The sequence below is a fragment of the Streptomyces sp. SCA2-17 genome, from assembly GCF_044336695.1.
On record NZ_CP117521.1, the window covers coordinates 3023402 to 3048306 of the forward strand.

Genomic DNA, 24905 nt, shown 5'->3' on the forward strand with positions numbered 1-24905 from the left:
ATGGGTGGACAGGGTTGCCCTGGACCCATTTCTTACCCTGCTCTTGTCCTGCGCGTGTCCTGCCGGCCGCCTGCCGTTATCGCGCCGGAAACCGGGCCCGGCGGCGGGTGGGTGGGGGTTCCGCTGGGCAAGAAGGGCGCATGGGTGACGTCTTCCTTCGCAGGCTGAGCCGCTGGCAGGCCGACCAGTACCGCGACCAGCTCGCGGACCTGCACGCCGCGGCGTACGGCGTTACGGCGCGCGGAGCTACGGAGCGCGGCGCCGCGGCGCCCGCGGAACCGCACGGCCACGGGGAACCGTACGTCGAGCCCTTCCACAGCCGCAGCCGTTTCCGGGAACGCCTCGCGGAACACTCGGCGCGGCCGGGCTTCGACCTGGTCGTCGCGGACTCCGGCGGGCGCCCGGTCGGCTGCGCGTACGGCTATCCCCTGCCGCGCGACAGCGCCCGGTGGGAGGGCTTCGCCGGGCCCGTGCCCGGGCAGCTGGCGGAGCTGACCGCGGCGGGCCGGGTGTTCGCGGTCGCCGAGCTGGTGGTGGCGCCGGGCGAGCGCCGCCAGGGCATCGGGCGGCGGCTGCACGACCGGCTGCTGTCCGGCAGCGGCGCGGCGCTCGCGGCGCTGGTCCTCTCCCCCGCGGACGCGCACGCCGCGGCGGCGGAGGCGGCCCGCCGGTCCTGGGGCTGGCAGCAGGCCGGCCGGCTGCGGCTGCCGGCGGCGGGGGACGTCGGGGACGCCCTGGAGGTGTTCGTACGGCCGTTGCGCCGCTGAGTGCGCCGCCTGCGGTGTGGCGGGAAGTGGCGGGAAAACGCCGTCGGTGAGGTCCCTGTCTGACGGAGCGTGAACTTCCGTGGCCCCAAGTGGGCGTAGCGGCCGTCCCCCGTGCGTGGGGCGGCCGGGAGTGCCTCGCGAGGGTCTGAGCATGCGGGGAATAGGGGGGCGGCTAGCCTTACGTCACCGTCCCCCAGGGGGATGTATACCCGCAACACGGACATTTCATAGCTCCCGAGACACGTGAAGGACTACTCCACATGGGCATTCGGAGTCTGCTGCGGAACGCGTTCGGCCGGTCCAGGACAGCGACGGCCGAGCGAGACGAAGCGAGCAAGCGCCTGAGCGCGCCGCCGTCCGTGCCCGCGCCCGCCCAGGAGCCGGACCCGGAGCCGCGCGCCGAACCGCGCACCGAGCCGCGGAGCGATTCCGGTACCGGCCCGCTGAGCGGATCCGGCAGCGCGCCGCGCACTGAACCGCGTACCGAGCCGCTCGTGGCCCGGCCCCGCACCTCTGCGGAAGAGACCGCCGCCGAGCCGGCCCCCGAACCCGCGCCCGAGCCCGTCCGTGCCGCGGTGCCGCCGCAGCAGGGCGGCGGGGGCACCGGCGGGAGCTCCGCCGGGGCCTCCGCACGGCCGGCGGAGCCGCTCGACAACCCCCTCGACGAGCCGGACGCTGACCGCATCCCGGATCCCGGCCCGCTGGAGCCGACGCCGCAGCCGGGACCCACCCCCGGCCCGCGCCCCGGTCCCGGGCCCGTGCCGCCGGAGCCGAGCCCCGAGCCCGAGCCGCAGCCCACGCCCGTCCCGACGCCCACCCCCGTACCGCAGCCGGAGCCCGTACCGCCGGTCGATCCCGAGCCGGTGCCCGAGCCCGCACCCGGCCCGGACCCGGTCCGCAAGCCGGAGCCCGCACCCGGCCCCCCGATGCCGGAGCCGTCCCCGGCGATGCCGCCGCGCGAGGAAGCGGCGGCGCAGTCCGCCGCCGCCAGCCCGGCGCAGTCCCCCGCCATCAGCCTCCAGAAGCTGGAAGCGCGCGCCCCCGGCATGGTCAGCCTCTACAAGGAGGCCGGTGCCTCCCTGGAGAAGCAGGGCCTGACGGGGCAGCGCGCGGCGGTCTACCTCGTCCTCGACCGCTCCGGCTCCATGCGCGAGTTCTACAAGAACGGCACGGTCCAGCACCTCGCCGAGCAGGCCCTCGGCCTGTCCGCCCACCTGGACGACGACGGCACGGTGCCGGTCGTCTTCTTCTCGACGGACGTCGACGGCGTGGCCGAGGTCGACCTCGGCAACTACGAGGGCCGCATCGAGGAACTGCACTCCTCCATGGGCCACATGGGCCGCACCAACTACCACTGGGCGATGGCGGCGGTGATCGAGCACTACAAGAAGTCCGGCTCGACCGCCCCCGCGTTCGTCATCTTCCAGACGGACGGCGGCCCGTACAGCAAGCCGGCCGCGGAGCGGGCCCTCTGCGAGAGCGCGAACCTGCCGATCTTCTGGCAGTTCGTCGCCTTCGGCGACCCGGAGGGCAAGGGCTTCGACTTCCTCCGGAAGCTGGACGACCTGCCGGTCCCGGAGAAGCGTGTCGTGGACAACGCGGGCTTCTTCCACGCGGGCCGCGACCCGAAGTCGCTCACGGACGCGCAGCTGTACGCGGAGCTGATGGTGGAGTTCCCGGACTGGCTGAAGGAGGCCAGGGCCGCGGGCATCATCGAGGGCTGAGCCCGGAGCCCGCCCGGTCTCCCGGGGCGAGTTCCGGCCGCGCCCCCAGGGCCCGGCGGGGACTCACCTCCCCGGGAGACCGGCGGGGACTCACCTCCCCGGCGCCGGGATCTCCACCGTCACCCGCAGCCCCCCGCCCCGGTTCGGCACGGCGCTCGCCCGCCCCCCGTGGGCCCGTGCGATCGACTGGACGATGGACAGGCCCAGGCCCGTGCCGCCGCAGAGCCGCTCCTTGCCCTCCCCGCGCCGGAACGGCTCGAACAGCGCCGGGATGTCGGCCGCGGCCACCACCGGCCCGGAGTTGCGGACCACCAGCCGTCCCGGCTCGACGATCACGTCGACGTCGCCGCCCCGGTGGTTGTACTCGACCGCGTTCCGCAGCAGGTTCCCGGCGAGCTGCCCGAGCAGGACGCGGTTGCCCCGCAGCGGCGCCCGCTCGCTGCGGACGGAGACCCGTACCTCCGCCTTCTCCGCGCGCACCGCGATCGCCGCGGTCTCCTCCGAGACGACGTCGGCGAGGTCGAGGGGGTCGCGCCGCTCCAGGCCGCGGTCGCTGCGGGCGAGCAGGAGCAGGTCGTCGATGAGGCGCTCGGAGCGGCGGTTGGCCTCCAGGAGCGTGGTCCGTACGTGCGCGAGCTCCTCCGGGGACGGCTCCCCGTCCAGCCCGACCTGGATGGCCGTGCGCTGCACGGCGAGCGGCGTCCGCAGTTCGTGCGAAGCATTGGAGATGAAGCGGCGCTGGCTCTCGAACGCGCCCTGGACGGGGCGCAGACAGCGGCCCGCCGTCCACCAGCCCACCCCGACGGCCAGCAGCGCCGTCACGAACAGCGCCACCGCCGACCACATGATCATCTCCTGGGAGGCGGCGGCGCTGACGTCGCCCGAAATCCGGTACGCCGTCCACGCGCTCACCCGCTCCCCCGGCCGGACGAGCTCGACGGGCACCGCGTTGCGCGCGATCGTCGTCGCCCGCTCCTCCGTACCGGCGCGTGAGAGCAGGTTGACGGTGAGCAGGAGGGCCCCGCCGAGCACGAGGAAGATCCCGCCGAAGGCCACGGCAATACGGGTACGGGCCGTGAGGAACGGCCGCCTGACGGACTTCACAGCGCGTATCCCACGCCCTGCACCGTACGGATCAGCGCCGGCTCCCCCAGCTTGCCGCGCAGCTTGCTCATCGCGACCCGCACCGCGCCGGTGAACGGGTCGGCGTGCGCGTCCCAGGCGCGCTCCAGGAGCTCCTCCGCGCTGACGACCGCCCCGTCCGCCTCCAGGAGCAGTTGCAGGATGGCGAACTCCTTGGGCGAGAGGTCGAGGGCCCGCCCGTCCCGGTCGGCGGTCCGGCGCACCGTGTCGAGCCGCAGGCCCGCCCGCTCCAGCAGCGGCGGGGCCGGGCGCGCGCTGCGCCGCCGCAGGGCGCGCACCCGCGAGATCAGCTCGGGGAACTCGAACGGCTTCGGGAGGTAGTCGTCCGCGCCCAGGTCCAGCCCGGCCACCCGGTCCTCCATCGACCCGGCGGCGGTGAGCATCAGGATGCGGGTGCGGGAGCCGCCCGCGACCAGGTGCCGGGCCACGTCGTCGCCGTGCACGCGCGGCAGGTCGCGGTCGAGGACGACGACGTCGTAGTCGTGCAGGGACAGGTAGGCGATGGCCGCGTCTCCGCTGTAGACGGTGTCCACGGCGAACCCGGCCCTGCGCAGGCCTGTCGCGACCAGCTCGGCCAGTATCTCTTCGTCTTCGGCGACCAGTACCCGCATGTCCTCGTCCGTCTCGTCTCGTCCGGCGGCAGTACGTCTCCCCTCCCAGGATGCGGTGTACAGCAGGACATGTTTCGCAAACCTCTCCAACGCGCTGCTCGCGCCCCCGGGGAGCCTCCGCGCGCCCTGTGCACGCGGTTACGGAGAGCCGATCGAACAACTACTGTTGGTAATCACAGAGTCACTCTGCGGATACAGGAGCTCTCTCATGGCCGTTCCCGGCGAGGTCGTCCCCAGCGAGGAGGGCGAGGCGCGGACGTCATCCCACGCGGGCACGTTCGCCTCCCTCCAGGACGCCGTCGACTTCGTCACCCAGCCGCCGGGACAGGGCAGCGGAGAAGCCGGCTTCTCCTACCGGGCGGACGGCCAGGTCGACGTCGTGTTCTTCCACTGAGACGCCGCCCGGAGCATCCACCGAGACTTCCTCCGGAGCGTCCGCCGAGGTTTCCTCCGGTGCTCCTGTGAGAGGGAGGGGGAACCGGGTGGCGGGAGGGGCAGCCCCCGCCACCCGGTCACAACGGTCACAACGCCTGATCCACCCGAGGCATCGGGCGGGCCGCCCGGCGGGGGCGGGGCGGCGCCGGGGCGCCTGCGGCACATGCAGTGCCTGCGGCGGGGCGTAGGCGGCCCGAAGCTCAGCGGGCGGAGAGGCGGCGGGCGATGCAGGCCGTGATGGCGGGGGCGACAGCGGTCATCTCCGGGCGCCAGCCCGGGACGGCGTTCACCTCGCAGACGGTGAAGGTGTCCGGGGAGGCGAACAGCAGGTCCACCCCCGCGATGTCCAGACCCAGGGCGCGGGCCGCGCGGGCGGCGAGCTTTTCCGCCTCCGGATAGCGGCCTGCGCACAGGGTCGCGGAGCCACCCCGGGCGATGTTGGCGGCGAGGGCACCGTTGCCGGAGGTGTGCAGGACGGCGTCCACCGGTTCACCGTCGATCACGATCACGCGCAGAGTGCGGCCGTGCGAGTGGGCGACGTGCTCCTGGAAGAGGAACGGCGTGTCCTGAGTGAGACTGCCGGCCAGCTCGTGCAGCAGGCCCGGGTCGCGGGCGAGGAAGACCCGCCCACCCTTGGCCCCGCTGACGGACTTCACCACGCAGGGCGTGTCCAGGTGGGGGCTCCGGACGACGCCTTCCAAGGGGGCGGTGGCGTAGGAAAGCGTGTCAGGAACCGGCAGCCCGGCCAAGGCGAGCTCCTGCAACTGAAGAATCTTGTTACGGGCCTTGAGCTGGGCGCCCACGGTGTTGATGAGCGTGCTGCCCATACGCTCCAGGTGCCGCAGCAAGGTCACTTCGCGGTCGCTGCGCATGGGGCCGGGCATCTGCCGTACGCACACGACGGCGGGGGCGGGCAGGTCCGCGCCGCCCAGGGTGCGCAGCACCAGCTTTCCACCCTGCACGCCGAAGAGCAGTTCGTCTGTGTGCCAGACCGCGAAGCGGGGTCCGTACGCCTCGGCAAGCGCCGCGGCCAGCTCGCGGGTGGCCCGGTGCAACGTGGCGGGGTGCTCGCGCACCAGCATCCACACGTCGGCAAGCGCGGGGTCATCTGTGACCATGCCGCCGAGTCTCGCAGCTCGGGAAAGGCGGTGTCACGGGATGGGGCGGGGCGGGGTGGGGGGTGGGGGGGGGGGGGGTGGGATCCGTGGGGCGGGTGCGGGTGAGAACAGGCTGACCTCCGACCCCGGACGTGGCGTGCACCGAGCTCCGGGGTGAGGTGGCTGGCCAGTGGCTGGGGTCCGTGGGGTGGGTGCGGGTTAGTGCGGGTTGGGGGTGGGCTGGGATCCGTGGGTTGGGCGCGGGTCAGAACAGGCTGGCAGCGGGGGGAGGGTGGGGGGCTTGCGGCTGTCGGGTGCCCGTCGCCCGGTGGGTGGTTGGGCGCCGTACTCCTGCCGTCACGGATGCGGGCGCGTGAGGAGACCTTGCGCGTGCGATGGGGCTGAGGGGGAGCGGGCTGCTGCCGCGATGTGGTTCCTGCCGTCGTGGGCGTTCCACTAGGCGTGCCAGGTTTTGTGGTTGCGCAGGCGGCTGGACGGTGGAGTGGGGCTGGGGTTAGTGAGGCGCGGGCGGCCGGGTGAGGCCGGGGAGGCGGGCGGCTTACGCTCTCGGGCCACTTGTACGCCGCGCACGGCTGCTGGGCGGTTGACTTCCGGCCCGGGAAGGCCAACCACCACTGCCCGCAGCCGAGTGATGGGGCAGCAGAGGCACGGGCCATCAGGTGGGGCCGCTGAGGCGTGCCGCTGCCATTCCCTGGCCACTTGTACGCCGCGCAGCCCGGCCCCGCCGGTTGATTTCCGCGCCGAAAGGACACCAGCCCCCACCACCCGCACCCGGCCGCTCAGCCACGACGGTGAACAAGTGAGTGGAACGCCCACGACGGGCCAAGCCACATCGCGGCAGCAGCCCGCTCCCCATCAGCCCAGGCTGATGGGGAGGTCTCCTCACGCTCGTGCATCCGTGACGGCAGGAGTACGGCGGCCCACCACCCACCGGGCGACGGGCACCCGACGTGCCCGCGCCCCCCACCCCTCCCCCTGCTGCCAGCCTGTTCTGACCCGCACCCAACCCACGGATCCGGGCCCGCCCCCAGCCCGCACTAACCCGCACCCGCCCCACGGACCCCAGCCACTGGCCAGCCACCTCACCCCGGAGCTCGGTGGATGCCACGTCCGGGGTCGGAGGTCAGCCTGTTCTCACCCGCACCCGAACCACGGATCCGAGCCCCCGGCGGGGTGTGTTTACGCTGCGGAGATGTACGCGATGAACCCCGCCCAGGCGGGGACCTCTACGGCAAGCTGAGCGCCGGACTTTCTTTTGGAGTCGCGTATATGTATTGCGTCCGGCCCGGCCGATATCTCGACGCAGTTACTGCCCTGCGGGTCGCTGTAGCTGGACTTGAACCACACCAGCTCGCCACTCATAGCTTGTCCACCATCCGTTCAATGAAGTCCCTGGACTCCTCCGAGGAGAGAGCCTGGGCTCGGATCATCCCGTAGCGCTGCGTCAGAATGCTGACTTCCTCCTGTCCGGAGGAAAAGTGACTGAGTTCCTGGCCTTCCGCCAGAGTGAAGCGTTGGCCATGCTTGGTCTCCAGCAACACCATAGGGCCGATGAGTGCATCAGGCACGACCCGATCGAACGGGATCACCTGCAGGCAGACATGCCGCAGGTGCGAAACCTCCAGCAATCGCTGGAGCTGCCGCTTATGCGCAGCAACGCCGCCCATAGGCGTGCGCAACGCCGCCTCGTGCACGACGAAACTGAAGTCCACCGGGCCACTGCGCTTGAGCAGTTCTTGACGCCCTAGGCGCGCCGCCACTCGCTGCTCGATGGTCTCGTCGTCCAGCAGCGGGCGCCCGCCGCCCATCAGGGCACGTACGTACTCCTCAGTCTGGAGAAGCCCAGGGATCAGCATGGGCTCGTACGACCACAGCACGACGGCCTCTCCTTCGAGCGCGAAGAACTCCTTCGAACGCTCGGGGAACTTCTCCCTCGTGAGATACGAAAGCCCGGCCTTCAGCTTTCCCCGCGCTCCGAAGAGCTCATCGGCGATTTCCGCCATTCTCGGCGGGCAAGCACGCCGCCCCTGCTCCACAGACCTCACCATTTCTGCGGAATAACCGACGGCCTCAGCCACTTCCTCTCGCGACATTCCAGCCTCTTGCCGCCACATCATGAACTGGTTTCCGAGGTACCGATGGTTTCCCGGCAGATAGACCTCGCCCATGAGCGAACACCCTCCCCTGATGACAGATGCATACCCTCTGGCCAGAGATCCCGCACATCACCGGCCGTATCCATCTCGTGACCGATCAGGCTAGCCATCCGTGGGCATCAATAGGGGCGTGAGCCGAGAAAATCCCCCTCCCCTTCCTCTCAGCTACGCCGTGGACACCCGTACCAACCGCCTCGGCCAGGTCATGGACCCCGGCCTCCCCGCCGGTCCCGTACGTCTGCGTCCGCCCCAGGGCGGCCTGCCGTGGCACTGTCCGCCCGAGCACACCCGCCCCGCGTCCGAAGCGGAAGCGCTCCGCGCTCGCGTGGCGCGGCTCAATGCCGTGAGCAGGTGGGGAGTGTGAGGTGATCACCCGAGCCTGACGCCCCTCCCGCCCGCAGCCGGCTGAAAGAAACGCCGCGCGGTCTCACCCGGTCGCTCGGATACGCTAAAGGTCTCCATATACGCCCGCGACCAGGGAGCAGCCGGAAATGGCTCGACACCTCATCACCAGCGCCCTTCCGTACATCAACGGGATCAAGCACCTGGGCAACATGGTGGGGTCCATGCTCCCGGCGGACGTGTACGCCAGGTACCTCCGCCAGACCGGTCGCGAGACGCTGTACATCTGTGCCACCGACGAGCACGGCACCCCGGCGGAGCTGGGGGCGAAGGAGCTCGGGCTGCCCGTGGCCGAGTTCTGCGCGAAGCAGCATGACGCGCAGAAGGCGATCTACGACGGCTTCGGGCTCTCCTTCGACTACTTCGGCCGCAGCTCGTCGCCGGAGAACCGGGAGATCACGCAGCACTTCGCGCGGCAGCTCCAGAAGAACGGGTTCATCGAGGAGCGCTCGATCCGGCAGGTGTACTCCCTCGCCGACGGCCGCTTCCTGCCCGACCGCTACATCGTGGGCACGTGCCCGCACTGCGGCTACGACAAGGCCCGCGGCGACCAGTGCGAGAACTGCACGCGCGTCCTGGACCCGACGGACCTGATCGACGCCCGTTCGGCGATCAGCGGGAGCAGCGAGCTGGAGGTGCGCGAGACCAAGCACCTGTTCCTGCTCCAGTCGAAGCTTCAGGGCGAGGTCGAGGCGTGGATCGACGAGCACGGCAAGGACTGGCCGGTGCTGGCGTCCTCGATCGCCCGCAAGTGGCTGACCGAGGGGCTGAACGACCGGGCGATCACGCGTGACCTGGACTGGGGCGTGCCGGTCCCGGCCGACACGTGGCCGGAGCTGGCGGCCGAGGGCAAGGTCTTCTACGTCTGGTTCGACGCTCCGATCGAGTACATCGGCGCGACGAAGGAGTGGGCGGACCAGGACCCGGAGAACCGGGACTGGAAGTCCTGGTGGTACGAGGCGACGGACGTCCGCTACACGCAGTTCATGGGCAAGGACAACGTCCCGTTCCACACGGTGATGTTCCCGGCGACGCAGCTCGGCGTCCGCGAGCCGTGGAAGAAGGTCGACTACGTCAAGGCCTTCAACTGGCTGAACTACTACGGCGGCAAGTTCTCCACGTCCCAGAAGCGCGGCGTGTTCACGCACGACGCCCTGGAGCTGCTGCCCGCGGACTACTGGCGCTACTTCATGATGGCGAACGCCCCGGAGTCGGACGACACGTCGTTCACCTGGGAGCTGTTCTCGGCCACCGTGAACAAGGACCTCGCCGACGTCCTCGGCAACTTCGTGAACCGCGTGCTGTCCTTCTCGAAGAAGCGCTTCGGTGACACGGTTCCGGCCGGTGCCGAGGCGGGCGAGGCGGAGGCCGCGCTGGGCCGCGAGATCGCCCAGCTGCTCCAGGAGTACGAGGAGCACATGGAGGCCATGCAGTTCCGCAAGGCCGCCCAGGCGCTGCGCGCGCTGTGGAGCGCGGGCAATGCGTACCTGGAGACGAAGGCCCCCTGGCTGGAGATCAAGACCGACCCGGAGGCGGCCGCGCTGACGCTCCGTACGGCCATGAACCTCATCCACCTCTACTCCGTCGTGTCGGAGCCGTTCATTCCGGCGTCGGCGGCGGCCATGCGCTCCGCGTTCGCGCTGGCCGGCGACACGAAGACGTGGGTCACGGCGGACGAGGCCCGGTCGCTGTCCTTCCTCCCGGCCGGTACGTCCTTCGAGGTTCCGCCGGTGCTCTTCGCGAAGATCACCGAGGATGACCTGGCGGCCTACCGCGAGCGCTTCGGCGGCGGTGAGGAGCCGGCGGCCTAGCCTCCCCGCTCAGCAGCCGCAGAGGGCCCGGAACCGCACGGTTCCGGGCCCTCTGCGCTGCCCGTTGATGGAACGGTAATCGTCCGTTGAGGCCGCCCGGCCAGGCTGGAGCCACACCACACGGGGGAAGCCGGGAAGACGAGGAAGACGCAGTGTTCAAGAAGCCGATCACCATCAGCGTGCACGCCACCGACGAGCTGGCACGGGCCCGGTTCGCCCGCGAGGTACGGGCGGTGCTGCCGGAGGTACGGGTGGTCCGGCGGGACGAAGAGGGGGACGTCGACTTCGTCCTCATGGGCGCCGGCGACCACGCCGCGGCGGCCACCGTGCGGCGGCTGACCCGCGCGGGCGAGGCGCCCGTGGTGCTGGTCGCGGACGAGCTCGGGGAGAGCGAGCTGATGGCCGTCTCGGAGTACGGCGTGGAGTCCGTACTGTGGCGGCCCGCGATCACGCGACGCCGGCTCTCGCGGGCCGTCCACAGCGCCGCAGGATGCTGCCCAAAGGCCCCCATGCTGACGGCCCTCGTGTGACACTGCCGTCATGGTGACGACAGAGCGTGCCATCCCACCCCTGACGGCCGATGAGCGCACCACACTGGAGAGTTGGCTGGACTTCCAGCGCGCCACCCTCGCGCGCAAGGTCGCCGGCCTGACCGACGAACAGGCGCGGGAGGCGGCCGCGCCCCCGTCCACACTGAGCCTGCTGGGGCTCGTGCAGCACATGGGCGAGGTGGAGCGGCAGTGGTTCCGCCGGGTGTTGCGGCGGGAGGCCGCGCCGCCGCTGTTCGGGCCGGGCGCGGGCGGCGAACCGAGATCCGCCGAGGGGCTCGACGCGTCCAACGCCGGCCTCGACGTCGTCCCGGGCGCGCGGCTCGCGGACGCCGTGGCCGTGTGGCAGGAGGAGGTCGCGCGGGCCCGCGCCACGTGCGCGCCCCTGTCGCTGGACGCGATGGGCAGCGTGAAGGGCCAGGAGGTCTCCCTGCGGTGGATCTTCCTGCACATGATCGAGGAGTACGCGCGGCACAACGGCCACGCGGACCTGCTGCGCGAGCGGACGGACGGCGCGACGGGCTACTGACCGCGTCCCCGGGTCGGCCTTGACCTCAAGTCAGCTTGATCTTTTAGCGTCATCGTCATGACGACGGAACGCGAAACCCTCACCCCCGCCACCCCCGACGCCCCGCTCGACGTCCCCGCCCTGGCGGCCCAGCCCGTCGCCTACTGGACCTGGGCCGCCTCGCGGGCCCTGCTCGGCCACATCCATGGCGCGATGGCCCGCGAGGACGTCACCCAGCCGCAGTGGTGGACGCTCAACCACGTCGACGCCACCGAGAACGGCCTCACGCGCGCCGAGGTCTGCGACCGGCTCGACGCGTTCCTCAACGACGAGAACGCCGGGACGATGGGGCACGCCGTCGACAGCCTCCTCCACCGCGGCTGGCTCGTCGCCGACGACGCCGGCCGGCTGACCCTCACCAGCGCCGGGCGGGACGCCAAGGCCAGGATCAAGGCCCTCGTCACGCAGCTGCGCGCGGAGATCCACGAGGGCATCACGGACGAGGAGTACGCGGCCGCGCTCACCGTCCTCCAGCGCATGATCAGCAACGTCGGCGGCGACACGGCCACCCCGCGCTGACGCCGGGCACCGGCAGAACGCAGGAGCCCCCGCACCGAGAACGGCGCGGGGGCTCAGCACGTACAGGTACGTACGTACAGGCGCGTACTACTTGACGACCGGCTTGCGGATCGACAGGTGGAGCTCCTTCAGGCGGGACTCGTCGACCTCGCTCGGGGCGCCCATCAGCAGGTCCTGGGCGTTGCCGTTGAGCGGGAAGGCGATCGTCTCGCGGATGTTCGGCTCGTCGGCCAGCAGCATCACGATGCGGTCGACGCCCGGGGCGATGCCGCCGTGCGGCGGGGCGCCGAACTTGAAGGCGCGCAGCATGCCGCCGAACTCGCGCTCCACGTCCTCGTTGGAGTAGCCCGCGATCTCGAACGCGCGGTACATGACCTCGGGCTCGTGGTTACGGATGGCGCCGGAGGACAGCTCGGTGCCGTTGCAGACGATGTCGTACTGCCAGGCCAGGATGTCCAGCGGGTCCATCGTGTTCAGCGCCTCCAGGCCGCCCTGCGGCATGGAGAACGGGTTGTGCGAGAACTCGATCTGCCCGGTGTCCTCGTTCTTCTCGTACATCGGGAAGTCGACGATCCAGCAGAAGCGGAAGACGTTCTCCTCGAAGTGGCCGGCGCGCTTGGCGGCCTCGACGCGCACGGCGCCCATGATCTTGGAGACCTCGTCGAACTCGCCCGCGCCGAAGAAGATCGCGTGGCCGGGCTCCAGGCCCAGACGCTCCACGAGCGCCTTGACGTTCTCCTCGGTGAGGAACTTGGCGATCGGGCCGGTCAGCGCGTTCCCCTCGCCGACGCGCACCCAGGCGAGACCCTTCGCGCCCTGCTCGACCGCGTAGTCGCCGAGGCCGTCGAAGAACTTACGCGGCTGGTCGCCGGTGGCCGGGACGGCCAGCGCGCGGACGTGCTTGCCGGCGAAGGCCTTGAACTCCGAGCCCTCGAAGACGTCGGAGACGTCGGTGAGCTCCAGCTGGGCGCGCAGGTCCGGCTTGTCGGAGCCGTACTTGAGCATGGCCTCGCGGAAGGGGATCCGCGGGAAGGGGGAGGTGACGTGGCGGCCGTTGCCGAACTCCTCGAAGAGGTCGGTCATGACCTTCTCGATGACCTGGAAGACGTCCTCCTGCTCGACGAAGGACATCTCCATGTCGAGCTGGTAGAACTCGCCCGGCGAGCGGTCGGCGCGGGCGTCCTCGTCGCGGAAGCAGGGCGCGATCTGGAAGTAGCGGTCGAAGCCGGCGATCATCAGCAGCTGCTTGAACTGCTGCGGGGCCTGCGGCAGGGCGTAGAACTTGCCGGCGTGCAGGCGGGACGGCACCAGGAAGTCGCGCGCGCCCTCGGGAGAGGTGGCGGACAGGATCGGGGTGGCCAGCTCGTTGAAGCCGAGGTTGGTCATCTTCTCGCGGATGGAGGCGATGACGGCGGAGCGCAGCATGATGTTGCTGTGCATGCGCTCGCGGCGCAGGTCGAGGAAGCGGTACTCCAGGCGGCGCTCCTCGTTCACCCCGTCCTCGGTGTTGATCGTGAAGGGCAGCGGCTCGGCGGCGCCCAGCACCTCGACGGCGTCGACCTCGACCTCGATCTCGCCGGTGGGGAGCTCGGGGTTGATGTTGTCGGCACCGCGGCTGACGACCTTGCCGTCGATGCGGACGACGGTCTCCTTGGTGAGGTGGCTCAGGGCCTCGTTGGCGGGGGTGCCGGGACGGGCCACGAGCTGCACCAGGCCGTGGTGGTCGCGGAGGTCGATGAAGAGGATGCCGCCCAGGTCACGCCGATTGTGCAGCCAGCCGCTCAGTCGCACGTCGGTGTCGACGTCAGCCGCACGGAGCTCGCCGCAGGTGTGGGACCGGTACCGATGCATCGTTCATCCAAGTCGTGATCGAGGGCGTGGGCTAGCGTGCCGGCAAGCACAGGGCTCGTGCCTGCGGCACGGGGCTAGCGTGCATACAACACGGGAGCAAGCGTACTGCGCGCTTGTGAAGATCCGCCCACCGTACCTTCGGTGGTACCCGCCGCGCGGACCTGCATAAAGTAGGGCAATGCGCACCGAGGACGTACTGGCCGCCACCGCGACCGGCCTGTGGCACTGGGACAACGCCACGCGCATCGCCACCTTCGACGCCGAGGCCTCCCGGCTGCTGGGCCTCCCCGCCACCCGTACGGAGCTGACCGAGTCCGCCACGAGGGCGCGCTTCCACGCCGTGGACTGGGTGGAGGTCTCGGGCGTGATCAGCCTGGCCGTGGCCGAGGGCACGCTCACCGAGGCGCGGCTGCGGGTGGTCGACGACAAGGGCCGGGTGCTGCGGACGGTGCGCAGCCGGATGCGGCCGCAGCTGCGGGCCGCGGCCGGGGGGCGGGTGGACTTCGTGCTCGTCGGCACGGTGCAGGAGGTGCCGGAGCCGCAGCCGGGCACGTCCACGGCCCGCATGCCGATGGTCACGGGCGACTGGCGGCGCAATAGGGAAGCGTTTCTGCTGGATGCGGGGCGGGCGCTCGCGGAGGCCCGATCGACGGCCGAGGTGCTGCGGGTGGCGGCCGGGCTGTCGATGCCGGGCTTCGAGCCGTCGGGGCTCGCGGTCTTCAGCTCCGAGGGCGGCCGGGTGCGGGTGATCGGGCACCACGGGTACGCGCCGGGGAGCGCGGATCCCTTCCTCGACCTGCCCATGGACGCGGCCTACCCGGCGGCGGAGGTCATCCGCACGGGCCGGGCCGTCTACCTGCCGTCGCCCGAGGAGTACCAGCGGCGCTTCCCCCTCGCCTGGCAGGACGTCGCGCACTTCGGGCGGCAGTCGTGGGCGTTCCTGCCGCTGATCAACGCGGGGCAGGTCATCGGGGCGTGGATGGCCGGCTTCGGCGTGCCGGTGTCGTTCACGCCCGACGAACGGTCCGTGCTCACGACGGTGGCCCGCATGCTCGCGCAGGCGCTGGGGCGGGCGAGCGTGCACGAGTCCGAGCGGGAGCTGACCGTCGGCTTGCAGCGCTCCATGATGCCGACGCTCCAGCAGGACATCCCCGGCATGGCCGTCGCCGCGCGGTACGTGCCGACGGGCGGCGGGCTGGAGGTCGGCGGCGACTGGTACGACATGATCCCGCTGCCCCTCGGCAGGATCGCGCTCGTCATCGGCGACGTGCAGGGCCACGACGTGCGGGCCGCGGGGCTCATGGGCCAGCTGCGGATCGCTCTGCGCGCGTACGCCTCCGAGGGGCACCACCCCGACGCCGTCCTCTCCCGCGCCTCCCACTTCCTCGCCGGGATCAACGCCTCCGAGACCGAGGGCGACGAGGGCGAACCGCGCTTCGCGACGTGCCTGTACATCGAGGTCGACCCGGAGAACGGGCGGCTCGTCATCGCCCGGGCCGGCCATCCGAACCCGGCGATCCGGCTGAGCGACGGCACGATGCTCGTCCGCAACACGGCGGGCGGGCTGCCGCTCGGCATCGACCCCGATACGGACTACCCCACCACGCGGCTCGTCCTCGAACCCGGCGAGACGATGCTCGTCTGCACGGACGGGCTGATCGAGACGGGCGGGCACGACCTGGACAGCGGCTGGAACCGGCTGCGCGAGGTGATCGAGGGCACGCCGCTGGATCTGACGGGGGTCAGCGAGTCGGACGGCGACCTGGAGGCGCTCGCCGACGCGCTCGTCAAGGCCGTCCACGGGCCGTCCTCCCACTACACGACCGGGCCGCTGCTGGACCGGCGCGAGGACGACATCGCCGTCCTGCTGCTCGCCCGCCGCGACGGCGCGGTCGGCGCCGAGCCGGCGGCCGTGCTGCCGCCCGTGCGGCGCACGGTGCTCAGCATCGCCCAGGCCGAGCCGGAACGGATCGCCGAGGCGCGGGAGCAGGTGCGCCACCTCATGCACGACTGGCCCGACGGGGACCAGGTCGACTCCGCCGTCCTGATGGTCTCCGAGATGGTCACCAACGTCCTCGTCCACACGGACGGGGACGCGGTGCTCATCGCCCGCATCAGCGGCGAGCGGGGAGAACGGTGCGTCCGCGTCGACGTCTCGGACAGCAGCGACGAGTTGCCGCACCGGCGGCACCCGGGAGAAATGGCCTCGTCAGGCCGCGGCCTGGTCCTGATGGAGATCCTGGCGGGGGCGTGGGGGGTGGACCCGCGGGGGGAAGGCAAGAACATCTGGTTCGAGCTGTACGAGAAGGATGGGGCGGGGGCGGGCTGATCCCTCCCGGGCCCGGCAACCTACCCCCGCCGCGACGGCGAGCAACCACCGCCAAGGTGCCCGGCGGTGCCGAACCGGGCCTGAGGCGCGTACGGCACCGCCGAAACCCGCCGCGGGGGCTGGGCGCCGCCGCGGCGGATTCATAGTCGGGGCTACGCCGTCGGGATCACTCCCAGACGGCCCGCCTGGTAGTCGTCGAACGCCTGGGCCAGTTCGGCGTGGGTGTTCATGACGAAGGGGCCGTAGTGCTGCATCGGCTCGCGGATCGGGCGGCCGCCCAGCAGGACGACCTCGAACCGCTCGCTCCGCGAGTCCTGCTTCTCCGTGGCGCGGATCGTCACGGAGTCGCCGTCGCCGAAGACGACCGTCTGCCCCGCCCCGAAGGGGCGCCCCTCCGTGCCGGCCGCGCCGTACCCGGCGAGCCCGTACGCCAGGGCGTTGAAGTCGGAGCGCCACGGCAGCGTGACCTCCGCCCCGGGCGCCACGGAGGCGTGGATCATCGTGATCGGAGTGTGCGTCGCGCCGGGGCCCGCGTGGCCCGCGACGTCGCCCGCGATGACCCGCAGCAGCGCGCCGCCGTCCTCCGACGCCAGCAGCTTCACGCTGCCGCCGCGGATGTCCTGGTACTTCGGCGCGATCATCTTGTCCTCGGCCGGCAGGTTCACCCACAGCTGGAGGCCGTGGAAGAGGCCGCCGCTCATGACGAGCTCCTCCGGCGGGGTCTCGATGTGCAGCAGGCCGGAGCCGGCCGTCATCCACTGCGTGTCGCCGTCGGTGATGACGCCACCGCCGCCGTGCGAGTCGCGGTGCACGAACGTGCCGTCGATGATGTACGTGACCGTCTCGAACCCGCGGTGCGGGTGCCAGGGCGTGCCCTTCGGCTCGCCGGCCGCGTAGTCCACCTCGCCCATCTGGTCCATCATGATGAACGGGTCCAGGTACTTGTAATTGATCCCCGCGAAGGCCCTGCGCACGGGGAATCCCTCGCCCTCGAACCCCGACGGTGCCGTGCCGACGTACAGCACCGGCCGCTGCGGGGCGCCCGCCGGCGCGGCGACGCGCGGCAGGGTCAGCGGGTTCTCGACGGTCACTGCTGGCATGACGACCTCCTCGGTTCGTTCTACGTTCAATTTAGTTGAAGGATGAACAACCCGCAAGAGCCGCGCATTCCCCGGACGGGACCACCCGCCCGGCGGGAGCACCGGATCATGGACACTGGATCAATGCGCCAGAACGCCCGCGGGCCGCGCCCGGCCGCCCTCACAGCCCTCGTCGCCGCCGTCCTGGCGCTGGCCGCGGCCGGGCTGATCGCGGCGAACCGGGGCCTGGCGACGGACTCCCCCGTGGCCGACGGCGACGCCTCGGGGCACTACGCCCAGCCGGCGGCGCAGGGCGACGAGACGGCGGACGCGATGCGCGACGCCGTCCGCAGCGAGAACGGCACGGCGCCCCTCAAGCCCGCGGCCGGCGGCAAGACGGACCCCCTCCCCACCTCCGACCCGCTGCGCGCGGCCCCGGCCGCGCCCTCGCCCGCCGTCGGGCCGCTGTTCTACACGGGCCAGGGCACGCCGGGGCACGGTTGCAGCGCGAGCGTCGTGCACAGCCCGAAGGGCGATCTGATCGTCACCGCGGCGCACTGCGTGTACCAGGACGGCTTCCGTACGGACATCGCGTTCGTCCCTGGCTACCGCGACGGCGTCGCCCCGTACGGGGTGTGGGTGCCGGCGTCGGTGGACATCGACCCGGAGTGGGCGGCCGACCGCGACCCGGACCACGACGTGGCGTTCCTGCGGGTGCGCCGGCCGGGCGCGGACACGAGGCCGATAGAGCAGGTCACCGGCGCGGAGCGGATCCGCTTCCGGCCGCCGGCCGGGCGGCAGGCGCGCGTGACGGGCTACCCGGTGACCGAGGAGCGCCCGGTCTCCTGCCAGAACGCCGCGAAGTCCGTCAGCCCCACCCAGCTGCAATTCGACTGCGCGGACCTCCCCAACGGCACGAGCGGCGGCCCCTTCCTGACGGACGTCGACCCCGCGACCGGCCTGGGCACGGTCATCGGGGTCGTGGGCGGCCGTGACGAGGGCGGCGACGAGGAGACGTCGTACAGCTCGTACTTCGGCGAGGAGACGGAGACGCTCTACCGCCGCGCGACGGCAGCGGGGGCACCGGCGTGAAGACGGCCCTCAGCCGTAGAGCCTGCGCATCGTGAAGTCCACCATCTGCTCGACCGCCTTGGCGTCGAAGACCATCCGGTGGTCCCCCTCGATGTCGAGCACGAAGCCGTAGCCCGTCGGCAGGAGGTCGATCACCTCCGCGCCCGTGATGACGAAGTACTTCGACTCCTTCCCCGCGTACCGCCGCAGCTCCTTCAGCGACGTGAACATGGGGATCACCGGCTGCTGGGTGTTGTGCAGCGCGAGGAAGCCGGGGTTGTCGCCGCGGGGGCAGTAGACCTTCGACGTGGAGAAGACCGTCTGGAAGTCCTCCGCGGACATCGAGCCCGTGGTGAAGGCCCGCACCGCGTCCGCAAGCGACGGAGGAGACGGCTCCGGATAGAGCGGCTGTTCGCCGTAGACACCGGGACCGCCGTGCTGCTGAGGCGGCGGTGGCGGCGGCGCGTAACCCTGCGTGCCCGCGTTCTGGTCGTAGCCGTACATGCGCCAAAGCGTAAAGGGTCACAGTAGGCCGGACAGGGGTTGCGTCTTATTACCGGTGGGTAGCATCATGCAGATTACTGCCCGGTACGTATTTGAGGGTTCATCCTCCCAGTCCTACGGAGCCGTTGTCATGGGCCACTACAAGTCGAATCTCCGCGACATCGAGTTCAACCTCTTCGAGGTCCTCGGCCGCGACAAGCTGTACGGCACCGGCCCGTTCGCGGAGATGGACGTCGAGACCGCCAAGGACATCCTGTCGGAGATCACGCGCCTCTCGGAGAACGAGCTGGCCGATTCCTTCGCCGACACGGACCGCAACCCGCCGGTCTTCGACCCGGACACCAACACCGCCCCGGTTCCGGACACCTTCAAGAAGAGCTACCAGGCGTACATGGACGCCGAGTGGTGGCGCCTCGGCATCCCGGAGGAGATCGGCGGCACCACCGCCCCCCGCTCCCTGATCTGGGCCTACGCCGAGTCGATCCTGGGCTCCAACCCGGCCATCTGGATGTACTCCTCGGGCCCGGCCTTCGCCGGCATCCTCTTCGACGAGGGCACCGAGCAGCAGAAGCACATAGCGAAGATCGCGGTGGAGAAGCAGTGGGGCTCCACCATGGTGCTGACCGAGCCGGACGCCGGCTCGGACGTGGGCGCCGGCCGCACCAAGGCCGTGCAGCAGGAGGACGGCTCCTGGCACATCGAGGGCGTGAAGCGCTTCATCACCTCGGGTGAGCACGACATGGCCGAGAACATCCTCCACTACGTCCTCGCCCGCCCCGAGGGCGCCGGCCCCGGCACCAAGGGCCTCTCCCTCTTCCTCGTGCCGAAGTACGAGTTCGACTTCGAGACCGGCGAGCTGGGCGAGCGCAACGGCGTCTACGCGACCAACGTCGAGCACAAGATGGGCCTCAAGGCCTCCAACACGTGCGAGATGACCTTCGGCGACAAGCACCCCGCCAAGGGCTGGCTCATCGGCGAGAAGCACGACGGCATCCGCCAGATGTTCATGATCATCGAGTTCGCCCGGATGATGGTCGGCACGAAGGCCATCGCCACCCTCTCCACCGGCTACCTCAACGCGCTGGAGTACGCCAAGGAGCGCGTGCAGGGCCCGGACCTGGCCAACTTCATGGACAAGACCGCGCCCAAGGTCACCATCACGCACCACCCCGACGTGCGCCGCTCGCTGATGACGCAGAAGGCGTACGCCGAGGGCATGCGCGCCCTGGTCCTCTACACCGCCTCCGTCCAGGACGAGATCATGGTCAAGGAGGCCGCGGGCGAGGACGCCAAGGCGCTGCACGGCCTGAACGACCTGCTCCTGCCGATCGTCAAGGGCTACGGCTCCGAGAAGTCCTACGAGCAGCTCGCCCAGTCCCTGCAGACCTTCGGCGGCTCCGGCTACCTGCAGGAGTACCCGATCGAGCAGTACATCCGGGACTCGAAGATCGACACCCTCTACGAGGGCACCACGGCGATCCAGGGCCAGGACTTCTTCTTCCGGAAGATCGTCCGCGACCAGGGCCAGGCCCTGAACACGCTGTCCGAGGAGATCAAGAAGTTCCTGGCCTCCGAGGCCGGCGGCGAGGACCTGTCCGCCGCCCGCGGCGCGCTCGCCAAGGCCGCGGTGGACCTGGAGGCGATCGTCGGCAAGATGATCACCGACCTCACCGCGACCGGCGAGGACGTCAAGAACATCTACAAGGTCGGCCTGAACACGACCCGCCTGCTGCTCGCCTCCGGCGACGTCGTCATCGCCTACCTGCTCCTCAAGGGCGCGGCCGTGGCCGCCGAGAAGCTGGAGGGCGCCGCGGCCAAGGACAAGGCGTTCTACACGGGCAAGATCGCGGCGGCGAAGTTCTTCGCCTCCACGGTGCTGCCGTCCGTCTCCGTCGAGCGCGCGCTGGCCGAGGCCGTCGACAACTCCCTCATGGAGCTGGACGAGGCCGCCTTCTAAGGCTGTTGAGGTCCGTGTGACAAATGGGGCAAGAGCCGGGGTGGAAACCACCGCCCGGCTCTTGCCCTGATCCTTATCCTGAGCGCATGAGCTCTGCGCACCGCTTCGACCGCGGCCACACCGACGACCTGATGACGTTCCTCGCCGCCAGCCCCTCCCCCTACCACGCGGTGGCCAACACCGCCGAGCGGCTGGAGAAGGCGGGCTTCCGCCAGGTCGCGGAGACCGACGCGTGGGACGCCACGACCGGTGGCAAGTACGTGACGCGCGGCGGCGCGATCATCGCCTGGTACGTGCCGGAGGGCGCGACGCCCGCCAGCCCCTTCCGCATCGTCGGTGCGCACACCGACTCCCCCAACCTGCGCGTGAAGCCGCTGCCGGACACCGGCTCCGCGGGCTGGCGCCAGGTGGCCGTGGAGCTCTACGGCGGCACGCTGCTGAACACGTGGCTGGACCGCGACCTGGGCCTGTCGGGCCGGGTCACCCTGCGGGACGGCAGCCACCGCCTGGTGAACGTGGACCGCCCGCTCCTGCGCGTGCCGCAGCTGGCGATCCACCTGGACCGCGGGGTGAACCAGGACGGCCTCAAGCTGGACAAGCAGAAGCACATGACGCCGATCTGGGGCCTGGGCGAGCCGAGAGAGGGCGACCTGATCAGGTTCGTGGCCGAAGAAACCGGCATCACGGCCGAAGAAATCACGGGCTGGGACCTGATGGTCCACAGCGTGGAACCCCCCGCCTACCTGGGCCGGGACCAGGAACTCCTGGCGGGCCCCCGCATGGACAACCTCCTGTCCGTCCACGCGGGCACGGCGGCGCTGACGGCGGCGGTGGCCTCGGAGGGCCTGCCGTCCATCCCGGTGCTGGCGGCGTTCGACCACGAGGAGAACGGCAGCCAGTCGGACACGGGCGCGGAGGGCCCCCTCCTGGGCAACGTGCTGGAACGATCCGTCTTCGCGCGAGGCGGCACGTACGAGGACAAGGCCCGCGCCTTCGCCGGCACGATCTGCCTGTCCTCGGACACGGGTCACGCGGTCCACCCCAACTACGCGGAGCGCCACGAGCCGGGCCACCACCCGGTCCCCAACGGCGGCCCGATCCTCAAGGTGAACGTCAACCAGCGCTACGCGACGGACGGCAGCGGCCGGGCGGTGTTCGCGGCGGCATGCGAGCGGGCGGGCGTGCCGTGGCAGCACTTCGTGTCCAACAACGCGATGCCGTGCGGCACGACGATCGGCCCGATCACAGCGGCGCGGCACGGCATCGCGACGGTGGACATCGGCGTGGCGTGCCTGTCGATGCACTCGGCGCGGGAGCTGTGCGGGGCGGACGACCCGCACCTGCTGGCGTCGGCGCTGACGGCGTTCCTGGAAGGCTGAGAGGTTGAAGCACCACCACATCGCCGCAGCGCTGGCGATCACAGCGGCATTCACGCTGACCGCATGCGGAAGTAACAACGAAAAAGCCGAACCTTCCTCCGCGTCATCCTCCACTGAAGCAGTGGAGGATGACAAACCCCAGGCCAAGGGCGACGCCTGCGCCCCGTCCGACATGAAGGTCGAAGCAAAGCCCCAAGCGGGCAAGCTCCTCCTCATCGCAACGAACACCGCCAGGCAGCCGTGCACGGCCTACGGCTTCCCGTACGTCCGCTTCGACCAGGACCAGGCGACGACGGGCGTGGGCGAGGAAACGAAGCCCAAGGAACCGACGAAGGTGGCGCCGGGGAAATCGGCCTACGCGGCGATCACTCCGACCGCGGCGGACGGCTCGGGCGGCCCGGGCCGGGACGCGAAGAAGATCTCCGTAACGTTCCAGACCCCCACCGGCGACCCCATGCAACGCACGCCGGCGAAACCCGCCCTCCCCAATAACACCCTCCACGTCGACGACCAGGCACGCGCCACGTACTGGCTGCCCAGTGAGGGCGCGGCGCTCAAGGGCTGACGGGTTCCGTCCGATTGGCGGTTCCGGTCCGGGGTACGCGATGCGTGCCGGCACCGGAACAGCCAATCGGATACGGAGGCTCAGCCATGGGCATGGGATGGTGCATCGGACTGATCGCGATCGGCGCGATTCTCACCTTTGCAGTGGACTGGCGCGTGGACGGCATGAACGTCCCGCTGGTGGGCCTGATCCTGATGGCGGTGGGCATCATCGGCACCACCGCGTACGTGAGCATTTACAAGCGCCGCCGGACGCAGCCGCCGCCCCCGGCAGCGCCGGTAGTAGAAGAGGACCACCGCTTCATCCGCTGATGTCTGACCTGAGAGGTCAGCACCCTCCGGGAAGTCCGGCCCGCAGGCGGGAACGCGCAGGAGGGCCGGGGGCGCAGGGGCAGGGTCCCTGGACGCTGACGTGTATTTGTGGCGCCAAGTGCGGGGCACGAACACGCAGAGGGGAAGGGCGCCGTAAATATACGGTCCAGGGACCCTGCCCCGGAGCCCCCGGCCCGGCCCCGCACACGCGGCGAACCGCGTCAGCCGTCCAGCCCCGCCAGCACGAGCGGCAGCCGGCCAACCCCGCCCTCCACAACCCGCACCGGCACTCCCCAGTCGTTCTGATGCATGTGGCAAGCCGGGTACTCATTGAGCGGATCGTCGTCGCAAGACGCCGCCATCGCCGAGACGTGGAGGGTCCCCTCCGTCACGCCCTCCGCCAGCACCACGTCACGCCCCAGCTCCGTGCCCGTCCCCGCGCCCTCCGCCAGGAGCTCCGGCGGCGTGGAGCTGACGATCAGCCGCGTCGACGGCCCGTACCGCGTGTCCAGCTTCTGCCCGGCCGGCGCCGAGAAGACGACCTCGACCCGCAGCCGCCCGGGCGCCACCTCCGTAGCCGCCCGCTGCGTCCGGTGCGCGACGGCCTCGACCCGCACCGCCGACTCGGGCAGCCGCAGCCGCGTCAGCCGATGCCGAGCGGACTCGACGACGACAACGTCGTCCCCCACCAGCACCGCACCGGACGGCTCCCGCAGATCCGTAGCGAGAGTCGTCACCTCGCCACTCACCGGGTCGTACCGCCGCAACGCATGGTTGTACGTATCGGCAATGGCAACGGACCCGTCCGGAAGCGCGGTCACCCCAAGAGGATGCTGAAGCAGCGCCTGCGCGGCATCCCCGTCCCGGTGCCCGAAGTCGAACAGCCCGGTGCCCACAGCCGTATGCACGAACCCGTCCAGGTCGACCCACCGCAGGGCCGACCCCTCGGAGTCGGCGACCCACAGCCGCGAGCCGTCGGCCGAAACAGCGAGCCCGGAAGGCTGGGCGAACCAAGCCTCCCGCGCCGGCCCGTCGACGATGCCCTCGTTGGTCGTGCCGGCGGCGGCCTCGACCGTCCCGGTCTCCGGGTCGTACGTCCACAGCTGGTGCACGCCGGCCATGGCGATCCACAGCCGCCCACCGAACCAGGCAACATCCCAAGGCGACGACAGCGAAACTTCAAGCGCGGCCCCGGATGTGGACTGCCCCTGCATCCACTGCCGGCCCGTACCGGCAATAGTGGTCACCGCACCCGTCTCGGGGTCATACGTCCGCAGCGCGTGATTGACGGTATCGGCGACGACAACCACCCCGTCCGGCAGCAGAGCAAGCCCCTGAGGCTCGTTGAACGAGTCAGCCCCGAACCCCCGCTCACCACTGCCGACCCGCCGCACGACGGTCTCCCCGTCCTCAGCCAGCTCCACGAGCTGATGCCGAGTGGAGTCGGAGACGAGGAACCCGCCGCCGGGCAGCAGAACAGCCTTCCCGGGGAACCGCAGATCGGTGGCCACAGGCTCGGGAGCGACGTACGGCCCGTCCCCCCGCCGCAGCGTCCCCTTCGCGCCGTGCTCGGCCTCCAGCTCGGCGACGAGAACCTCCAGCGCATGGGCGTGCCCCTCACCCGCGTGCTGGGCGACGACGTACCCCTCGGGGTCGATCACGACGAGCGTGGGCCAGGCACGCACGGCGTACTGCTTCCACGTGGCGAGCTCGGGGTCGTCGAGGACGGGGTGCTCGACGCCGTACCGCTCGACGGCGTCGACGACGGCCTGGTGCTCGGCTTCGTGGACGAACTTCGGCGAGTGGACGCCGATGATCACCACGGTGTCGCGGTGCTTCTCCTCCAGCTCGCGCAGCTCGTCGAGGACGTGCAGGCAGTTCACACAGCAAAAGGTCCAGAAGTCGAGGATGACGATGCGTCCTCGCAGGTCAGCGAGGGAAAGGTCGACATTGCCGGTGTTGAGCCAGCCGCCCTTGCCGATGAGTTCGGGGGCGCGGACACGTACGCGAGGAGCCATACACGCATCCAACAACACGGACCGCGCCCGTCATTCCCC

The 24905-nt window shown here is 70.8% G+C and carries 21 protein-coding genes and 1 pseudogene; 13 read left to right on the forward strand and 9 right to left on the reverse strand.

Translation table 11 applies throughout. The annotated features are described in order from the left end of the window. The first annotated feature begins 140 nt into the window (after nt 1-140). Complete coding sequence (locus PS271_RS13495) at nt 141-767, forward strand: GNAT family N-acetyltransferase (protein ID WP_398382146.1); 627 nt, start codon at nt 141-143, stop codon at nt 765-767. 260 nt (nt 768-1027) lie between these two features. Beyond that, nucleotides 1028-2491, forward strand: coding sequence for a vWA domain-containing protein (locus PS271_RS13500; protein ID WP_398382147.1), 1464 nt, complete (start codon nt 1028-1030; stop codon nt 2489-2491). A 90-nt stretch (nt 2492-2581) separates the two neighbouring features. Here the strand turns inward: PS271_RS13500 and PS271_RS13505 are convergent, their stop codons facing one another. Next, the gene (locus PS271_RS13505; RefSeq protein WP_398382148.1) at nt 2582-3595 is read right to left on the reverse strand and encodes a sensor histidine kinase; all 1014 of its coding nucleotides are present in this window, start codon (nt 3593-3595) and stop codon (nt 2582-2584) included. Further along, nucleotides 3592-4245, reverse strand: coding sequence for a response regulator transcription factor (locus PS271_RS13510; protein ID WP_356275993.1), 654 nt, complete (start codon nt 4243-4245; stop codon nt 3592-3594). Before PS271_RS13510 ends, PS271_RS13505 begins: the two co-directional genes overlap by 4 nt. Nucleotides 4246-4453: 208 nt before the next feature. Between PS271_RS13510 and PS271_RS13515 the strand changes: the two genes are divergently transcribed. Continuing rightward, entirely contained in the window at nt 4454-4639 is a 186-nt protein-coding gene (locus PS271_RS13515) for a hypothetical protein (RefSeq protein ID WP_398382149.1), read from the forward strand. Between the two features lie 241 nt (nt 4640-4880). On the opposite strand, the gene PS271_RS13520 is transcribed toward PS271_RS13515, so the two are convergent. The 3 genes from PS271_RS13520 to PS271_RS13530 all read right to left on the reverse strand — a co-directional run bounded on the left by PS271_RS13520 (nt 4881) and on the right by PS271_RS13530 (nt 7966). After that, complete coding sequence (locus PS271_RS13520) at nt 4881-5798, reverse strand: RimK family alpha-L-glutamate ligase (protein ID WP_398382150.1); 918 nt, start codon at nt 5796-5798, stop codon at nt 4881-4883. Between the two features lie 1179 nt (nt 5799-6977). Further along, nucleotides 6978-7160, reverse strand: coding sequence for a DUF397 domain-containing protein (locus PS271_RS13525; RefSeq protein ID WP_398382151.1), 183 nt, complete (start codon nt 7158-7160; stop codon nt 6978-6980). Continuing rightward, the gene (locus PS271_RS13530; RefSeq protein WP_398382152.1) at nt 7157-7966 is read right to left on the reverse strand and encodes a helix-turn-helix domain-containing protein; all 810 of its coding nucleotides are present in this window, start codon (nt 7964-7966) and stop codon (nt 7157-7159) included. The genes PS271_RS13525 and PS271_RS13530 overlap by 4 nt, the downstream gene beginning before the upstream one ends. Before the next feature lie 476 nt (nt 7967-8442). Here PS271_RS13530 and metG point away from each other — a divergent pair. The 4 genes and pseudogenes from metG to PS271_RS13550 all read left to right on the forward strand — a co-directional run. Beyond that, nucleotides 8443-10167, forward strand: a pseudogene (metG, locus tag PS271_RS13535) (methionine--tRNA ligase); the annotation flags it as partial. A 152-nt stretch (nt 10168-10319) separates the two neighbouring features. Then, nucleotides 10320-10697, forward strand: coding sequence for a DNA-binding response regulator (locus PS271_RS13540; protein ID WP_398382153.1), 378 nt, complete (start codon nt 10320-10322; stop codon nt 10695-10697). 10 nt (nt 10698-10707) lie between these two features. Next, complete coding sequence (locus PS271_RS13545; RefSeq protein ID WP_398382154.1) at nt 10708-11244, forward strand: DinB family protein; 537 nt, start codon at nt 10708-10710, stop codon at nt 11242-11244. A 57-nt stretch (nt 11245-11301) separates the two neighbouring features. Beyond that, the gene (locus tag PS271_RS13550; RefSeq protein WP_398382155.1) at nt 11302-11802 is read left to right on the forward strand and encodes a MarR family winged helix-turn-helix transcriptional regulator; all 501 of its coding nucleotides are present in this window, start codon (nt 11302-11304) and stop codon (nt 11800-11802) included. An 87-nt stretch (nt 11803-11889) separates the two neighbouring features. Here the strand turns inward: PS271_RS13550 and aspS are convergent, their stop codons facing one another. After that, nucleotides 11890-13653 (reverse strand): aspartate--tRNA ligase, encoded by a 1764-nt coding sequence (gene aspS / locus PS271_RS13555; protein WP_398382156.1) that lies wholly within the window; start codon nt 13651-13653, stop codon nt 11890-11892. A 178-nt stretch (nt 13654-13831) separates the two neighbouring features. On the opposite strand from aspS, the gene PS271_RS13560 reads away from it, so the two are divergent. Next, nucleotides 13832-15982, forward strand: a complete 2151-nt coding sequence (locus PS271_RS13560) for an ATP-binding SpoIIE family protein phosphatase (RefSeq protein WP_398382157.1) — start codon at nt 13832-13834, stop codon at nt 15980-15982. A 152-nt stretch (nt 15983-16134) separates the two neighbouring features. Here PS271_RS13560 and PS271_RS13565 read toward each other — a convergent pair whose 3' ends face one another. Continuing rightward, entirely contained in the window at nt 16135-17082 is a 948-nt protein-coding gene (locus PS271_RS13565; RefSeq protein WP_398382158.1) for a pirin family protein, read from the reverse strand. Between the two features lie 108 nt (nt 17083-17190). On the opposite strand from PS271_RS13565, the gene PS271_RS13570 reads away from it, so the two are divergent. Next, entirely contained in the window at nt 17191-18153 is a 963-nt protein-coding gene (locus PS271_RS13570) for a trypsin-like serine peptidase (RefSeq protein ID WP_398382159.1), read from the forward strand. A gap of 9 nt (nt 18154-18162) precedes the next feature. Here the strand turns inward: PS271_RS13570 and PS271_RS13575 are convergent, their stop codons facing one another. After that, on the reverse strand, nt 18163-18636 hold the full coding sequence (locus PS271_RS13575; protein WP_106675595.1) for an SseB family protein: 474 nt from the start codon (nt 18634-18636) through the stop codon (nt 18163-18165). A 130-nt stretch (nt 18637-18766) separates the two neighbouring features. Between PS271_RS13575 and PS271_RS13580 the strand changes: the two genes are divergently transcribed. The 4 genes from PS271_RS13580 to PS271_RS13595 all read left to right on the forward strand — a co-directional run bounded on the left by PS271_RS13580 (nt 18767) and on the right by PS271_RS13595 (nt 22848). After that, entirely contained in the window at nt 18767-20593 is a 1827-nt protein-coding gene (locus PS271_RS13580; protein ID WP_356290001.1) for an acyl-CoA dehydrogenase, read from the forward strand. Between the two features lie 86 nt (nt 20594-20679). Continuing rightward, nucleotides 20680-21972 (forward strand): M18 family aminopeptidase, encoded by a 1293-nt coding sequence (locus PS271_RS13585; protein WP_398382160.1) that lies wholly within the window; start codon nt 20680-20682, stop codon nt 21970-21972. Between the two features lie 121 nt (nt 21973-22093). Beyond that, nucleotides 22094-22537 carry a DUF4232 domain-containing protein gene (locus PS271_RS13590; RefSeq protein WP_398382161.1) on the forward strand — a complete coding sequence of 148 codons (444 nt, stop codon included), beginning with the start codon at nt 22094-22096 and terminating at the stop codon, nt 22535-22537. Nucleotides 22538-22623: 86 nt separating this feature from the next. Further along, nucleotides 22624-22848, forward strand: coding sequence for a DUF6458 family protein (locus PS271_RS13595; RefSeq protein ID WP_120754851.1), 225 nt, complete (start codon nt 22624-22626; stop codon nt 22846-22848). A 221-nt stretch (nt 22849-23069) separates the two neighbouring features. Here the strand turns inward: PS271_RS13595 and PS271_RS13600 are convergent, their stop codons facing one another. Continuing rightward, nucleotides 23070-24866, reverse strand: a complete 1797-nt coding sequence (locus PS271_RS13600) for an NHL domain-containing thioredoxin family protein (RefSeq protein WP_398382162.1) — start codon at nt 24864-24866, stop codon at nt 23070-23072. Nucleotides 24867-24905 lie beyond the last annotated feature (39 nt).

Excerpts from the sequence above, each read along its gene's own strand:
- PS271_RS13575 (WP_106675595.1), bottom strand. The coding sequence starts at position 18,636 with ATGTACGGCTACGACCAGAACGCGGGCACGCAGGGTTACGCGCCGCCG.
- PS271_RS13565 (WP_398382158.1), bottom strand. The coding sequence starts at position 17,082 with ATGCCAGCAGTGACCGTCGAGAACCCGCTGACCCTGCCGCGCGTCGCC.
- PS271_RS13500 (WP_398382147.1), top strand. The coding sequence starts at position 1,028 with ATGGGCATTCGGAGTCTGCTGCGGAACGCGTTCGGCCGGTCCAGGACA.
- PS271_RS13585 (WP_398382160.1), top strand. The coding sequence starts at position 20,680 with ATGAGCTCTGCGCACCGCTTCGACCGCGGCCACACCGACGACCTGATG.
- aspS (WP_398382156.1), bottom strand. The coding sequence starts at position 13,653 with ATGCATCGGTACCGGTCCCACACCTGCGGCGAGCTCCGTGCGGCTGAC.
- PS271_RS13595 (WP_120754851.1), top strand. The coding sequence starts at position 22,624 with ATGGGCATGGGATGGTGCATCGGACTGATCGCGATCGGCGCGATTCTC.
- PS271_RS13550 (WP_398382155.1), top strand. The coding sequence starts at position 11,302 with ATGACGACGGAACGCGAAACCCTCACCCCCGCCACCCCCGACGCCCCG.
- PS271_RS13580 (WP_356290001.1), top strand. The coding sequence starts at position 18,767 with ATGGGCCACTACAAGTCGAATCTCCGCGACATCGAGTTCAACCTCTTC.
- PS271_RS13600 (WP_398382162.1), bottom strand. The coding sequence starts at position 24,866 with ATGGCTCCTCGCGTACGTGTCCGCGCCCCCGAACTCATCGGCAAGGGC.
- PS271_RS13530 (WP_398382152.1), bottom strand. The coding sequence starts at position 7,966 with ATGGGCGAGGTCTATCTGCCGGGAAACCATCGGTACCTCGGAAACCAG.
- PS271_RS13525 (WP_398382151.1), bottom strand. The coding sequence starts at position 7,160 with ATGAGTGGCGAGCTGGTGTGGTTCAAGTCCAGCTACAGCGACCCGCAG.
- PS271_RS13545 (WP_398382154.1), top strand. The coding sequence starts at position 10,708 with ATGGTGACGACAGAGCGTGCCATCCCACCCCTGACGGCCGATGAGCGC.
- PS271_RS13495 (WP_398382146.1), top strand. The coding sequence starts at position 141 with ATGGGTGACGTCTTCCTTCGCAGGCTGAGCCGCTGGCAGGCCGACCAG.
- PS271_RS13560 (WP_398382157.1), top strand. The coding sequence starts at position 13,832 with ATGCGCACCGAGGACGTACTGGCCGCCACCGCGACCGGCCTGTGGCAC.
- PS271_RS13515 (WP_398382149.1), top strand. The coding sequence starts at position 4,454 with ATGGCCGTTCCCGGCGAGGTCGTCCCCAGCGAGGAGGGCGAGGCGCGG.
- PS271_RS13510 (WP_356275993.1), bottom strand. The coding sequence starts at position 4,245 with ATGCGGGTACTGGTCGCCGAAGACGAAGAGATACTGGCCGAGCTGGTC.
- PS271_RS13520 (WP_398382150.1), bottom strand. The coding sequence starts at position 5,798 with ATGGTCACAGATGACCCCGCGCTTGCCGACGTGTGGATGCTGGTGCGC.
- PS271_RS13570 (WP_398382159.1), top strand. The coding sequence starts at position 17,191 with ATGGACACTGGATCAATGCGCCAGAACGCCCGCGGGCCGCGCCCGGCC.